The following is an 11,617-nucleotide window of genomic DNA, read 5'->3' on the forward strand; positions in this document are numbered from 1 at the left end:
TGAGCTCGCCGACGCCTGGTGGCGGCGCGATGCGTGGTCGCACCGGCGTTAGGCTTCCCCAATGGAGTTGAAGGATCAGGTGCGTGAGCTGCGGGCTCAGGGCCGCTCTCCGAAGGAGATCGCCAAGGCGCTGAAGGTGGCGCCGTCCGTGGTGGCGCCGCTCGTGCGGGCCATCGCCGCGGAGAGCCCCACCGTCGACCCCGAGGTGGTCGGGTGCTGGATCAACGTCGGCTGGAGCGAGGGGCTCACCGTCGATCCCGCCCGCGGGTGGGTGGACGAGGCGCCGGAGTCGGGCACGGGCGGCATGGTCTGCGTGCTGGTCGCCCGACGGCACACCTGGGACAAGATGACCGTCTGCGGCTATCTCGCCGACGTCTACTGCCTCGGGCTGAAGAACGCCATCGGCCCCGACGTCCTCGACGAGCGGGAGCTCGCGCGCTTCCGCCAGTACTTCTTCGGCGAGTACGCGGGCTGGCAGGAGGCGCCGCTCGAGCTGGCCAAGAACATCGTGTTCGGGTCGATCGACTACGCCCGCACGCTCGGGTTCGAGGCGCACGAGGACTTCGCGCCCCTGGCCGACGACATGCTGGGCAAGTGGGAGGGCGACTCGGCGATCACCTTCGGCCGCAACGGCAAGCCGTTCTACGTGCAGGGGCCGGACGACAAGCCCCAGCGGGTCCTGCAGATCCTGCGCCGCAAGCTCACCGACGACGAGTTCGACTACGTCATCGTAGACCCGTGACCCGCATCGTGATGTCGAGGCGGCCGGAGGCCGGCCCGGTGGCGGGATCGCCGGTGCCCGGATAGACCTTCGGCACGCCGTGGTAGGCGAAGCGCGACGGCCCCCCGGTGTGCCGGATCGGCACCGGACCCATGGCCCACTCGCGGCATGCCTGGACGAGGTGTCGCTGCTCGTCCAGCGTGAGCCACCCGGGCACGTGCACCGCGCCGGGCGCTGTCTCCCGCATCGTCCTCCCCTCACGGTCAGCGGGCGTCGTGGAAGACGAGCCCCAGCGTATGCCGCAGCCCCGACCGCACGGTGCTCACGCCGTGCCGCACAGGGGAGGCCGACCAGCCCCGCGACGACCGTACGGGCCGGTCGCGAGTGGTGAAGATCAGCCCGTGTCCCTGCGGCAACAGGGTGACCGTGCCCCGCGACTGGGCTCGCGGCCGCTGCTCCACCAGCAGGAACTCGCCCCCGGTGTAGTCCTCGCCCGGCCGGTCGAGCCCGATCACGACCTGCAACGGGAAGACCAGGTCGCCGTAGAGGTCGCGGTGCAGCGCGTTCCAGTCGTCCTGCCCGTACCGCAGCAGGATGGGTGTCGGCTTGGTCTGCCCGGCTCTGTGGCACATGTCGAGCCACTCGCCGAAGTCGTCCGGCCATGGCGCGGGCCGTCCCAGTTTGGCCGCCCAGTCGCGGGCGATCGGCAGCAGCCGCGGGTAGAGCTCCGCCCGCAGCCTCTCCACCAGCGGCGGGAACGGCCGGGCGAAGTACCGGTACTGCCCGGCCCCGAACCGGAACCGCTCCATGTCGATGGTGGACCGGAACAGCCCCACCTCGTCGTACAGGCCGGCGATCTCCTTGCACTCCTGCGGGGTGAGCAGCGGCGGCGTGAGGGCGCACCCGTAGGCGTTGACCTCCTCCGTCAGCTTCTCCCAGGTCATGCGCCCACGCTCCAGAGCTGCGGCTGCAGGGCGCCTTCGAGGGTGAGCAGCTCGTGCTTGCGCTCGAGGCCGCCCGCGTACCCGGTCAGCGTGCCGTCCGCGCCGACGACGCGGTGGCAGGGGCGGACGATGAGCAGCGGGTTCGCGCCGACGGCCGCGCCGACCGCGCGGACTCGGTCACGTGGCGCGCCGATGCCCGCGGCGAGCGCGCCGTAGGTCGTCGTGGTCCCGTACGGCAGCGCCGCCACCTCCGCCCACACCCGCTCCTGGAACGGGGTCCCGTGGGAGGCGAGCGGCAGGTCGAACGTCGTCCGCTCGCCCGCGAAGTACTCGGCGAACTGCCGCTCGGCCTCGGCGAACGCGGCCGGATCCCGCCGCAGGCCCTCTCGCGTGCCCACCTTGAACGACACGCGCGTCAGCGCCGAGCCGTCACCGGCGAGCAGGATCTCACCCAGCGGGCTGTCGATCGTGGTGTAGATGTCCATACCCTTTACAACACCGACGGGCGCCCGAAAGTCAGCGGTTTTCGGACATCGCAGCAGCGCCGTCCCCGTGGACGGCGTAGCCTCGGTGACCATGGCGGAGTCGCGCGAGCACACCTTCACCGGCACCAAGGGCCTCAACACGGTCCGCGAATGGCCCCATGACCGCCCCCGATACGTCGCCGTCCTCATCCACGGGTACGGCGAGCACATCGGCCGCTACGAGTACGTCGCCGACCGGCTCGTCCGGCACGGCGCCGCCGTCTACGGCCTCGACCACATGGGCCACGGCAGGTCGGCAGGGGACCGGGTGCTCGTCGCGGACTTCGAGGACGTGGTCACGGACGTGCACACCGTCGAGGAGCGCGCCAGGGCCGACCACCCCGGCCTCCCCGTCGTGGTGATCGGCCACTCCATGGGCGGCATGATCGCCGCCCGCCACGCCCAGCGTTACGGTGACGGCCTGGCCGCTCTTGTGCTGTCTGGGCCGGTGATCGGCGAATGGGAGGTCGTCCCGACGCTGCTGGCCTACGGCGAGCCGCCGGACACCCCCATCGACCCGGCCACCCTCTCCCGCGACCTCTCGGTGGGGGCCGCGTACGCCGCCGACCCGCTCGTGTGGCACGGTCCGTTCAAGCGGGCCACGCTGGAGGCGTTCGCCACGACGCTGGCCACGATCGCCAAGGGCGGCGGCCTCGGGTCGCTGCCCACGCTCTGGGTGCACGGGGCCGACGACGAGCTCGTCCCGCTGAGCGGCAGCCGTCCCGGCATCGAGGCGATCAAGGGTACGGACCTGACCGAGCGGATCTACGAGGGCGCCAGGCACGAGGTCTTCAACGAGACCAACAAGGACGAGGTCCTGGACGACGTGACGGCCTTCATCGACCGGGCCGTTCGACGGGCTATTTGACGGAGAGCCATACGTATCCTGAGCCCCGCGTGCGGGTGAGCTCGATCTTCCAGCAGCCGGGCCTGGGGAACACGAACCCCGTGCCCCATTCCTGGCCCGGCCGCTGCCAGTTGGATCCGCTGTGCTCCTCGGGGCCCCAGGCGAGCTTGGCCGGCGTGCCGTCGGCAAGCGACGCCCTGACCCGCAGCGGTCCCTCGCCGGTCATCCGCCACACGATCTTGATCTCTTCGCCGCTGGCGAGCGGTGGTCCGGGGGCGAACAGCAACCCCCACAGCTCCGCGTTCCGCGCCGTCCCGCGCACCTCCGGGAACCCGCCACCGAGGATCACCGAGGTCTCGTTGCACACCGCCCTGGTCGCCGTCGGACTCGGGGTGATGGCCGGGATATCAGAGCTCGGGACGGGGGACCTCGCCACGGGGGCAGAGGCAGAGGTGGGGGCAGGGGCGCCGGTCCCGGCCGAGCACCCGGCGACCAGCAGGAGCATCGCCACCATCAGCTGTTTCATCAAACCTCCTCGCTCTCTCTACTCGGGATCAGCGCAGGAGGTTCCGGCCGATGAGTTTTCTCCGGCAGCGGGGTCTGCATGGGGTGAGGAGGCGATATGTGCGAGCAGACATCGGCATCGGTCGCGGGGGTGGCACTGCTGGAGCGGGCGATCGACTACGCGCTGGGCAGCCTGCGCCTGGTCACGACGGCGACCCTCTGCCGGGCGACACCCTGCGCGGACTGGAACCTCCAGCGCCTGCTCGACCACATGGCCGACTCGCTCCAAACCCTGAACGACGCCGCCACCGGCCACATCGCCCTGTCACCGGTGGACGAGGTGTCAGAGGGCAGCTGCCACAACCCGGCGCTCCGCCTCCGGGACGGCGCCACCGAAGTGCTGGCCCTGTGGACGGGCACTCTCGCGAGCAACCGGATCGCGGGCACCCCTTCGGGCAACCAGCTGATCGCCATAGCCGACCACCATCTCACGAGCCCGGTGGTGGCCGCGGCGGGCGCGATCGAGATCACCGTGCACGGCTGGGACGTGGCCAGATCCTGCGGCGAGCACCGCCCGATCCCGTCCCTGATGGCCGACGAACTGCTGGACCTGGCCCAGCTGTTCGTCACCGGGCGGGACCGGCCGCACAGGTTCGCCCCGCGGGTGCCCGTGCCCCCGCACGCCCCCGCCGAGGACCGCCTCCTGGCCTACCTCGGCCGCGATCCGAATTGATCAACGAGCCCCTGACCAGCGCGGTCACCCCATCCTGAAGGACAGAACACCCAGCCCCGGGCACCATTTCCCGCTCACACGCCGTACGATCATCTTGTACGGCAAGTCAAAGGCGCTCGTCATCGCGAGCCCGACACGCGTCCGGCCGGTTGTCAGCGGGGCGGCGAGCTGATCGCCGCGACCAGGCCGACAACGTGGTGGCGACGACCGTTCTTCGTGCGGCCGTCGCCACCACCACGCCCGCCCTTATGCGCAGCAGAGGCGCGCCGCGCCCGCTCAGGTGTCCTCGCCGAGGACCTCAAGCAGCTGCTCCCCGTATTTCGCCAGCTTGTTCTCGCCGACTCCGTTGATCCCGCTCAGCTCGGCGACCGAGGACGGCCGGACGGTGGCGATCTCCCTCAACGTCGCGTCGTGGAAGATGACATAGGCGGGCACCCCCTGCTCCTTCGCGGTGGCGGCCCGCCACGAGCGGAGCCGTTCGAAGAGCGGGGCGGCCTCGGCGGACAGCTCGGCCACCGCCCTGTCCTTGGAAGAGGACGCCACCTTGGCCCGGGCCGGGCGCAGGGTGTCGCGGCGCAGCAGCACCTCGCGCTGCCCCCGCAGCACCGCCGTGCTGGCGTCGGTCAGCACCAGCGCCCCGTAGTCGGACTCCACCGCCAGCAGCCCCTGCGCGAGCAGCTGCCGCACCACGCCGTGCCACTCCGCGTTGCCCAGGTCCGCGCCCACCCCGAACACGGAGAGCGTCTCGTGGCCGTGCTGCAGCACCTTGGCGGTCTTCTTCCCGAGCAGGATGTCGACCACCTGCCCCACCCCGAACTTCTGCCGCCGCTCCCGCGCCAGCCGCAGCACCGTCGAGAGTACCTTCTGGGCGGCGATCGTGCCGTCCCACGACTCCGGCGCCGTCTGGCAGGTGTCGCAGTTTCCGCACGGCTCGGCGCCCTTCTGCCCGAAGTAGTCGAGCAGCATCACCCGGCGGCAGCCCACGGTCTCGCAGAGCGCCAGCATGGCGTCGAGATGGAGCACCTGGCGGCGACGGTGTGCCTCGTCGCCCTCCATGGCCATCCGGCGGTGCTGGACGACGTCCTGGAGGCCGTACGCCATCCACGCCGTGGCGGGCAGGCCGTCGCGCCCCGCGCGCCCGGTCTCCTGGTAGTAGCCCTCGACCGACTTCGGCAGGTCGAGGTGGGCGACGAAGCGCACGTCGGGCTTGTCGATGCCCATGCCGAACGCGATCGTGGCCACCACGATCAGCCCGTCCTCCCGCAGGAACCGGGCCTGGTGGGCGGCGCGGGTGCGGGCGTCGAGACCCGCGTGGTACGGCACCGCGGCGATGCCGTTGTCCGCCAGGAACTCGGCGATCTTCTCGACCGAGGAGCGCGACAGGCAGTAGACGATGCCCGACTCGCCGGGGTGCTCGGTGCGCAGGAACTCCAGCAGCTGCCGCTTGGGCTCGCTCTTGGGCGTGATGCGGTAGTGGATGTTGGGCCGGTCGAAGCCGGCGACGAAATGGCGGGCCTGGTCGAGGCCGAGCCGGGAGGAGATCTCGGCGTGGGTGGCCGGGGTGGCGGTGGCGGTCAGCGCGATGCGCGGCACCTCCGGCCAGCGCTCGCGCAGCGTGGACAGCTCGAGGTAGTCGGGGCGGAAGTCGTGTCCCCACTGCGCCACGCAGTGCGCCTCGTCGATGGCGAACACCGAGATCTCGCCCTTGGCCAGCAGCCGCTGCGTGGCGTCGACCCGCAGCCGCTCGGGGGCGAGGTAGAGCAGGTCGAGCTCGCCGGCCAGGAACTCGGACTCGACCAGCTGCCGTTCGTCGAAGTCCTGCGTCGAGTTGAGGAACCCCGCCCGCACGCCGAGTGCGCGCAGCGCGTCGACCTGGTCCTGCATCAACGCGATCAGTGGGGAGATGACCACGCCCACGCCACGCCGCACCAGCGCGGGGATCTGGTAGCAGAGCGATTTGCCGCCGCCGGTGGGCATGAGGACGAGCGCGTCGCCGCCGGCCACGACATGGTCGATGATCTCCTGCTGTCCCGCCCTGAACGAGTCGTAGCCGAACACGCGGTGCAGAACCTCGATGGGGGTATCCATGCGGCTACCTTACGTGTTCGGGGGAGGACGTTTCGTGAGTTCCGCCCACGGCGATCGGACCCGCCGGCGGCCTCCGGACGGCGTCCCACCAGTCTGCCCGACGATCCCGGTGACCGTGCCACCGCCGCGTTCCCCGCTCCACCCACTCCGGCCGTGTACTGCGAGGTCTTTGGCGCTTTCACCCTTACAGTGCGCGCCCCTGCCGGGCGTCGGCATGACGCGCGGCTGCGCAGAGGCGTGGACCTTCAAGGGGGCGGTCAGGCGGGGGCAGGACCCGGGCGGACGCCGCGGTCGTAGGCCACCAGGGAGAGGGCGCCGAGCGCGCACGCCGCCGCCACCGCCCCCATGACCGCGGGGTACCCGGCGAACTGGGCGATCCCCGCCGCCAGCAGCGGCGCGACCGCCTTGGCCACCGTGACGGGCAGCGCGAGCGCCCCGCTCAGCGACGCGTACGCTCCCGTGCCGTACCGGTCGGCCAGCAGCGCGGGCCGGGCGATGGTGGCCACCCCGAACCCCAGCCCGAACAGCACGACGGAGGCCACGGCCCCTGGCAGGCTCCGCCCCACCAGGGGCAGGAGCACCGCCGCCAGCCCCTGCAGCCCGAACATGACGGCAGTGATCAAGGCCACCGACCACCGCCCCTGCAGCCCCGTGGTGACGAGCCGCCCGGTCACCGACAGCACCCCGAGCAGCCCCGCCACACCGGCCGCGAACACGGGTGGATGCCCGAGGGCGATCAGGTACGTGACCAGCAGCATCCCCATGACCCCCACCGCGCCCGTCTGAGAGAGGAAGGCCGTCGCCAGCAGCCAGAAGGGCCGCTCGCGCAGCGCCGCCCCGACGATCTCGCGCCGGTCGGCGCGCGGCGGCGCCCCCCGGCTCCGCACGGCCAGGGCGTGCAGCGGGACCGAGGTCAACGCGTATCCGACGGCCAGGATGACCAGCGCCTGCCGCCATCCGTACAGCTCGACGAGAAGGCCCGTCAGCGGCAGGAAGATGCTGGAGGCGAAGCCCGCCACGACCGTCACCGCGAGTAACGCGCGCGCCCGCCTGGTCGCGTCGAACCAGGCCACGATCACCGCGAACGCCGCCTCGTACAGCACCATCGCCGACGCCACGCCCAGCACCCCGCACACCAGGTACAGCTGCGTGACAGAGCGCACCTGGGACCAGGCCAGCACCGCCAGGCCGCCGAGCACCGAGCCCACGGTCATCAGCCCGCGGCCGCCGTGGCGGTCCAGCCAGCGGCCGATGACCGGCGCCGCCACCCCCGACACCAGCACGGCCAGCGTGATGGCCCCGGTGAGCTGCGCGACGCCCGCGTGCAGTTCGCGGGACATCGGCGGGATGAACACAGAGAAAGCGTAATAGAGCACGCCGTAACCGGCGGTCTGCGTGATGGAGAGAGCGGCGACCATCCAAACATGGGACTTCGATCCGGCTGCGTGGATCACGCCGAGAATAGTTCCCGTTCACCGAGAGGAAATACGGTGATAAAAGTCACTTCATCTGACTTGTGCCAACGCATTGTGAAATCGGAATAACGTCGAGTCATGAGTTTTTCCTACGTGGTGACCGGTGGCGGACGCGGAATTGGAAAGGCTGTGGTGGAACGGCTGCTCGGCGGGGACGGGAAGGACACCGTCGTGGCCGTCGAACGCGACCCCGACGCGCTCTCCTGGGCCGGCCCCCGAGTCGTCCCCGTGATCGGTGACGCGGCCGACGAGGAGGTCGCCGCCTGGGCCGCCGACCTGGCCCAGGAGTCGGGCACTCTGCGCGGCTGGGTCAACAACGCGGCCGTGTTCCGGGACGCGTCCGTTCACTCCGATCCGATCTCCGAGGTCAGGGCTCTGATCGCGGCGAACCTCGACCTCGCCGTCGTCGGCTGCGCCACCGCCGTGCGCCACTTCCTCGCGGCCGGTACGCCCGGCGCCATCGTCAACGTCACCTCGCACCAGGCCACCAGGGCCGTGCCCGGCAGCCTCCCGTACGCGACCGCCAAGGCCGCCACGGAGGGCCTGACGAGGTCGCTGGCCGTCGAGTACGGCAGGCACGGCATCAGGGTCAACGCCGTGGCCCCCGGCTCGGTGGCCACGGAGCGGTACGAGGCGTTCCTGGCCTCCCGGACGCCCGAGGAGCGCCGGGCGGTCGAGGAGCAGCTCGCCAGGCTGCACCCCTTGGGCCGGGTGGCCACCCCGGCGGAGGTGGCCTCCGTCGTGGCGCACCTCCTGTCGGACGAGGCCGCGTTCGTCAACGGCGCCACCATCCCCGTGGACGGCGGGCGTACGGTGCTCGGACTCGACCCGGAAGCGCGGGAATGAAAACCGTTGTCGCCCGGTTGAGAGGGGCATGAAGAAGAACCTGCACCCCGCGTACCGGCCCGTCGTCTTCCGTGACCCCAGCGTCGGGTACGCCTTCCTCACCCGCTCCACCCTGGCCTCCGACCAGACCGTCGAGTGGGAGGACGGCGGCACGTACCCCGTCGTCGACGTGGACGTGTCGTCCGCCAGCCACCCCTTCTACACCGGTCGCGGCCGCATTCTCGATTCGGCCGGCCGCGTCGAGCGTTTCAACCAGCGTTATGGGAGGAAGTGACGTCTGTCCGGAACGGGCGGGCATGCCTGCGCTACTGGTGGGTAAAAGGGGGTCACCGGCATCGGAGCAGTGGTGATGGCGATGAGTCTCTCTGGAAAGGAACGCCGCATTCTCGCTGAGATCGAGCAGGCCCTTGAGCGAGAGGACCCCGAGCTGGCCAAGCGCGTCGCGGCGATCAACAAGATCGAGTCCGACGGGGACATCTTCCCCCAGGCGTACGGTGATCGCCTGCGCATGTGGGCGCTGGCACACGTCTGGATGATCTTCGCGGTCGGGGCTCTGATGATCGTGCTGCTCCTGCTGGCCGTGCTGACCACCTGAGCCCCGCCGCCCCGTGCCTGACCCCCGTTCCTCCGGTGGTCAGGCGAGGCACCTCAGGGCCGCGACGATGCGCGGCTCGATCCCGTGCGAGGCCGGCAGGCGTCCGACCGTGGCCTCCACGAACTCCGGATACGACAGCGAGGCGGTGACCCCGTTCACGGCGCCCCAGATCTCGTCGGCCGTCTGCTCCACCTGCACCTTGGCCTCCTGCTCCGCCAGCACGAACCGCCCCACGGCGACCCGCCAGAACGTCCTGTCGTCGGCCTCGGCGTCGGAGACGGGCGCGCCGACGTCGTCGGCGTGGGTGGCGTACTCGGAGGCGTAGTGGAAGGCCTGCAGGCCGCACGGATAGGGCCCGGCCATCGTGTCGATCAACGCGTCGGGCCCGAGCTCTCGCATGCGCCGCCGCGTCTCGCCGTTCTTGGCGCGCCACTCCTCCAGCACGTCCTCCACGGGCAGGTCGCGGCGCTGCCGCACGGACCACTCGTTGAAGTCGTTGTACCCGGCCACGCCGGACGTGGAGAGCCGGGTCAGCAGATCCTCTACGGTCCCGTCGAGACAGGCGTGGTTGTAGAGCTCCTCGCCGGCCAGGTGCGCCAGCACGTCCCGTACCGACCAGCCCTCGCAGCGGGACGGCCGCCGCCACCCGGCCTCGTCGAGCCCGCCGAAGAACCGGTCGAGCCGCGCCGCCTCGGCGTCGAAGATGTCGAACGGATTGAAGTCTTTGAGCAGGTCGTCGGCCATACTCGGACGCTACCCGCTATGTGCCTGCTTTCACGGCCATGGAACCGATGGCGGACCTGACCCGGTCGTACTCGTCCACGCACGAAGGCGCCCGCTCGGGCGGCACCCACCCGCCCTCGGCGATGCGGCGGTACTTGCCGGGGTCGGCGCCGTACAGCAGGCAGGCGAACGTGGCGGACTCGGCCGGCCCGGACAGCCCCTCGATGCCGGTGTGGCCGGCGAGCAGGTGACGGGCCTCGGCGGCGGCCACCACGCGCTCGGGCGCGTCGGCGAGGAGCGTCAGCGCCGCGAACCGGTCGGCCTGCCCGTCGCTCTCGGGCAGGCCGTTGAGCGTGGTCAGGGCCTGGCCGAGCTCGTGGTGGAAGAGCACGGACAGCGCCGCATCCACGCGGGCGGACCCGGTGCCGGCGTCGGCCTCCTCGGTCTCGGAGATGCCGTCCAGCACGCGCCGGGCCTGGTCGGCCAGCTGGTAGCAGATGGTGATCCGGCGCTCCTCGTGCTCCCAGGTGGCCCGCGCCGCGTCGCAGTCACGCGCGACCACCTCGACCGGCGCGGGCAGCCGGATCCCGGTCTCCAGTGCGCCGCTCTCCTCGAGGAGCTTCCTGGCCTGCTCGGCCCGGGGCGAGCCCGGCTGCTCGTAGCTCACCGACAGCTCCGGCGAGGGGGCCGCTCCCAGCGTGCTCGTCATGCTCAGGACGAGAGCGATGAGGGGATGCGGCATGCGGAGCTCCTTCGGGGGACGGTCGACACAATGCGACAGTCCATGCGCGGGACAGGAGATCGCTAAACCTGCATGCCGGTTCGGAAAAGCCGAAGGCCCGGCCCCGTGACGGGGCCGGGCCTCGGTGTCATGGACTAGCGACGCCACCAGGGGCCGTAGACCCGCACGTAGTCCGTGCGGCTCGTGGCGCCCTGCAGCTCGTCGTCACCGTCGAAGACGGCCCGGAACGTGCCGCTCTTGTAGGCGCGCGTCGAGGCGTAGAACTTGCCGCCCCACTTGGTCCTGGCGGAGGCGACCCACTTCCAGCCGCTGGAGCCGTTCGCGCGGAAGAAGACGTTCACCTTCTCGCCGCGGACGCCCTCCCAGCCCTCGTCATCCACCTGGAGACGGCCGGAGAACTCGATCCGCTTGCCCTTGCGGACCTTGTACGGGTCGGCGCTGAAGCCCGAGATGCGCGTCTCGGCCTTGCCCTTCTCGACCTCGACCGAGAAGTACGCCGTGTCCTTGGCGATCTGCTTGCCGGCGCCGTCGAAGGCCACGGCGGTGGCGCTCCACTTGCCGGTGGCGTCGCCCTCGGTGAAGCCGACGGCGAAACGCCAGCCCTCGAGGTCCCTGACGTCCTTGGCGCGCAGCGTCTGGACGCTCTCGGGCGAAACGCTGAGCTCGACCTTCTTGACGTCGGAGCTGGCGCCGATGTCGAAGTAGGCGGTCGTCTCGGCTCCGGCCTTGACCACGACCGGGTTGGGCGTGATGTCACGGATCTTGAGCTGCGTGTCGGTCTTGGTGGCGGCCGAGGCGGCCCCCGCGCCCGACAGCAGCATGGCTCCACCGACAATGGCGGAGGCGATACCCAGTGCGATCTTTCTCATGAGGGT

At 71.0% G+C, this 11,617-nt stretch carries 15 protein-coding genes; 6 read left to right on the top strand and 9 right to left on the bottom strand.

Annotation, left to right across the window (positions count from 1 at the left end; all coding sequences use genetic code 11):
• Window positions 1–61 precede the first annotated feature (61 nt).
• A complete protein-coding gene (locus AB0H84_RS32355; protein WP_357612593.1) occupies window positions 62–742 on the top strand; it encodes a helix-turn-helix domain-containing protein in 681 nt (226 codons plus the stop codon).
• Here the strand turns inward: AB0H84_RS32355 and AB0H84_RS32360 are convergent.
• The 3 genes from AB0H84_RS32360 to AB0H84_RS32370 are packed head-to-tail and all read right to left on the bottom strand — an operon-like array spanning window position 726 to window position 2,150.
• Entirely contained in the window at window positions 726–968 is a 243-nt protein-coding gene (locus tag AB0H84_RS32360; RefSeq protein WP_357612595.1) for a hypothetical protein, read from the bottom strand. The genes AB0H84_RS32355 and AB0H84_RS32360 overlap by 17 nt on opposite strands.
• 16 nt (window positions 969–984) lie before the next feature.
• The gene (locus AB0H84_RS32365) at window positions 985–1,665 is read right to left on the bottom strand and encodes a 2OG-Fe(II) oxygenase (protein WP_357612598.1); all 681 of its coding nucleotides are present in this window, start codon (window positions 1,663–1,665) and stop codon (window positions 985–987) included.
• On the bottom strand, window positions 1,662–2,150 hold the full coding sequence (locus AB0H84_RS32370) for a methylated-DNA--[protein]-cysteine S-methyltransferase (RefSeq protein WP_357612601.1): 489 nt from the start codon (window positions 2,148–2,150) through the stop codon (window positions 1,662–1,664). Before AB0H84_RS32370 ends, AB0H84_RS32365 begins: the two co-directional genes overlap by 4 nt.
• Window positions 2,151–2,217: 67 nt before the next feature.
• Between AB0H84_RS32370 and AB0H84_RS32375 the strand changes: the two genes are divergently transcribed.
• Window positions 2,218–3,057, top strand: a complete 840-nt coding sequence (locus tag AB0H84_RS32375) for a lysophospholipase (RefSeq protein WP_357612604.1) — start codon at window positions 2,218–2,220, stop codon at window positions 3,055–3,057.
• On the opposite strand, the gene AB0H84_RS32380 is transcribed toward AB0H84_RS32375, so the two are convergent.
• Entirely contained in the window at window positions 3,050–3,562 is a 513-nt protein-coding gene (locus AB0H84_RS32380) for a hypothetical protein (RefSeq protein WP_357612607.1), read from the bottom strand. The two genes, AB0H84_RS32375 and AB0H84_RS32380, sit on opposite strands and share 8 nt — an antisense overlap.
• Window positions 3,563–3,658: 96 nt before the next feature.
• Between AB0H84_RS32380 and AB0H84_RS32385 the strand changes: the two genes are divergently transcribed.
• A complete protein-coding gene (locus AB0H84_RS32385) occupies window positions 3,659–4,273 on the top strand; it encodes a TIGR03086 family metal-binding protein (protein WP_357612609.1) in 615 nt (204 codons plus the stop codon).
• A gap of 276 nt (window positions 4,274–4,549) precedes the next feature.
• On the opposite strand, the gene recQ is transcribed toward AB0H84_RS32385, so the two are convergent.
• Together recQ and AB0H84_RS32395 are read right to left on the bottom strand one after the other, a co-directional pair.
• Entirely contained in the window at window positions 4,550–6,361 is a 1,812-nt protein-coding gene (gene recQ, locus AB0H84_RS32390; RefSeq protein ID WP_357612612.1) for a DNA helicase RecQ, read from the bottom strand.
• A gap of 257 nt (window positions 6,362–6,618) precedes the next feature.
• Window positions 6,619–7,779 (bottom strand): MFS transporter, encoded by a 1,161-nt coding sequence (locus AB0H84_RS32395; RefSeq protein ID WP_357612615.1) that lies wholly within the window; start codon window positions 7,777–7,779, stop codon window positions 6,619–6,621.
• Window positions 7,780–7,914: 135 nt separating this feature from the next.
• On the opposite strand from AB0H84_RS32395, the gene AB0H84_RS32400 reads away from it, so the two are divergent.
• The 3 genes from AB0H84_RS32400 to AB0H84_RS32410 all read left to right on the top strand — a co-directional run bounded on the left by AB0H84_RS32400 (window position 7,915) and on the right by AB0H84_RS32410 (window position 9,277).
• Window positions 7,915–8,682 carry an SDR family oxidoreductase gene (locus AB0H84_RS32400; protein WP_357612618.1) on the top strand — a complete coding sequence of 256 codons (768 nt, stop codon included), beginning with the start codon at window positions 7,915–7,917 and terminating at the stop codon, window positions 8,680–8,682.
• Window positions 8,683–8,710: 28 nt separating this feature from the next.
• Window positions 8,711–8,956, top strand: a complete 246-nt coding sequence (locus AB0H84_RS32405) for a type B 50S ribosomal protein L31 (RefSeq protein ID WP_357612620.1) — start codon at window positions 8,711–8,713, stop codon at window positions 8,954–8,956.
• Window positions 8,957–9,037: 81 nt separating this feature from the next.
• Window positions 9,038–9,277 (top strand): DUF3040 domain-containing protein, encoded by a 240-nt coding sequence (locus tag AB0H84_RS32410; RefSeq protein WP_344987182.1) that lies wholly within the window; start codon window positions 9,038–9,040, stop codon window positions 9,275–9,277.
• Between the two features lie 39 nt (window positions 9,278–9,316).
• Here AB0H84_RS32410 and AB0H84_RS32415 read toward each other — a convergent pair whose 3' ends face one another.
• From AB0H84_RS32415 to AB0H84_RS32425, 3 genes are all read right to left on the bottom strand, one after another.
• Entirely contained in the window at window positions 9,317–10,021 is a 705-nt protein-coding gene (locus tag AB0H84_RS32415; protein ID WP_357612623.1) for a maleylpyruvate isomerase N-terminal domain-containing protein, read from the bottom strand.
• 16 nt (window positions 10,022–10,037) lie between these two features.
• A complete protein-coding gene (locus tag AB0H84_RS32420) occupies window positions 10,038–10,742 on the bottom strand; it encodes a DUF4344 domain-containing metallopeptidase (protein WP_357612625.1) in 705 nt (234 codons plus the stop codon).
• Between the two features lie 134 nt (window positions 10,743–10,876).
• On the bottom strand, window positions 10,877–11,611 hold the full coding sequence (locus AB0H84_RS32425; RefSeq protein WP_357612628.1) for a hypothetical protein: 735 nt from the start codon (window positions 11,609–11,611) through the stop codon (window positions 10,877–10,879).
• Window positions 11,612–11,617: the final 6 nt, after the last annotated feature.

It is taken from the genome of Nonomuraea sp. NPDC050786 (genome assembly GCF_040654115.1).
Lineage (GTDB): Bacteria > Actinomycetota > Actinomycetes > Streptosporangiales > Streptosporangiaceae > Nonomuraea.

Excerpts from the sequence above, each read along its gene's own strand:
- AB0H84_RS32355 (WP_357612593.1), top strand. The coding sequence starts at position 62 with ATGGAGTTGAAGGATCAGGTGCGTGAGCTGCGGGCTCAGGGCCGCTCT.
- AB0H84_RS32360 (WP_357612595.1), bottom strand. The coding sequence starts at position 968 with ATGCGGGAGACAGCGCCCGGCGCGGTGCACGTGCCCGGGTGGCTCACG.
- AB0H84_RS32365 (WP_357612598.1), bottom strand. The coding sequence starts at position 1,665 with ATGACCTGGGAGAAGCTGACGGAGGAGGTCAACGCCTACGGGTGCGCC.
- AB0H84_RS32370 (WP_357612601.1), bottom strand. The coding sequence starts at position 2,150 with ATGGACATCTACACCACGATCGACAGCCCGCTGGGTGAGATCCTGCTC.
- AB0H84_RS32380 (WP_357612607.1), bottom strand. The coding sequence starts at position 3,562 with ATGAAACAGCTGATGGTGGCGATGCTCCTGCTGGTCGCCGGGTGCTCG.
- AB0H84_RS32385 (WP_357612609.1), top strand. The coding sequence starts at position 3,659 with ATGTGCGAGCAGACATCGGCATCGGTCGCGGGGGTGGCACTGCTGGAG.
- recQ (WP_357612612.1), bottom strand. The coding sequence starts at position 6,361 with ATGGATACCCCCATCGAGGTTCTGCACCGCGTGTTCGGCTACGACTCG.
- AB0H84_RS32395 (WP_357612615.1), bottom strand. The coding sequence starts at position 7,779 with ATGGTCGCCGCTCTCTCCATCACGCAGACCGCCGGTTACGGCGTGCTC.
- AB0H84_RS32400 (WP_357612618.1), top strand. The coding sequence starts at position 7,915 with ATGAGTTTTTCCTACGTGGTGACCGGTGGCGGACGCGGAATTGGAAAG.
- AB0H84_RS32405 (WP_357612620.1), top strand. The coding sequence starts at position 8,711 with ATGAAGAAGAACCTGCACCCCGCGTACCGGCCCGTCGTCTTCCGTGAC.
- AB0H84_RS32410 (WP_344987182.1), top strand. The coding sequence starts at position 9,038 with ATGAGTCTCTCTGGAAAGGAACGCCGCATTCTCGCTGAGATCGAGCAG.
- AB0H84_RS32415 (WP_357612623.1), bottom strand. The coding sequence starts at position 10,021 with ATGGCCGACGACCTGCTCAAAGACTTCAATCCGTTCGACATCTTCGAC.
- AB0H84_RS32420 (WP_357612625.1), bottom strand. The coding sequence starts at position 10,742 with ATGCCGCATCCCCTCATCGCTCTCGTCCTGAGCATGACGAGCACGCTG.
- AB0H84_RS32425 (WP_357612628.1), bottom strand. The coding sequence starts at position 11,611 with ATGAGAAAGATCGCACTGGGTATCGCCTCCGCCATTGTCGGTGGAGCC.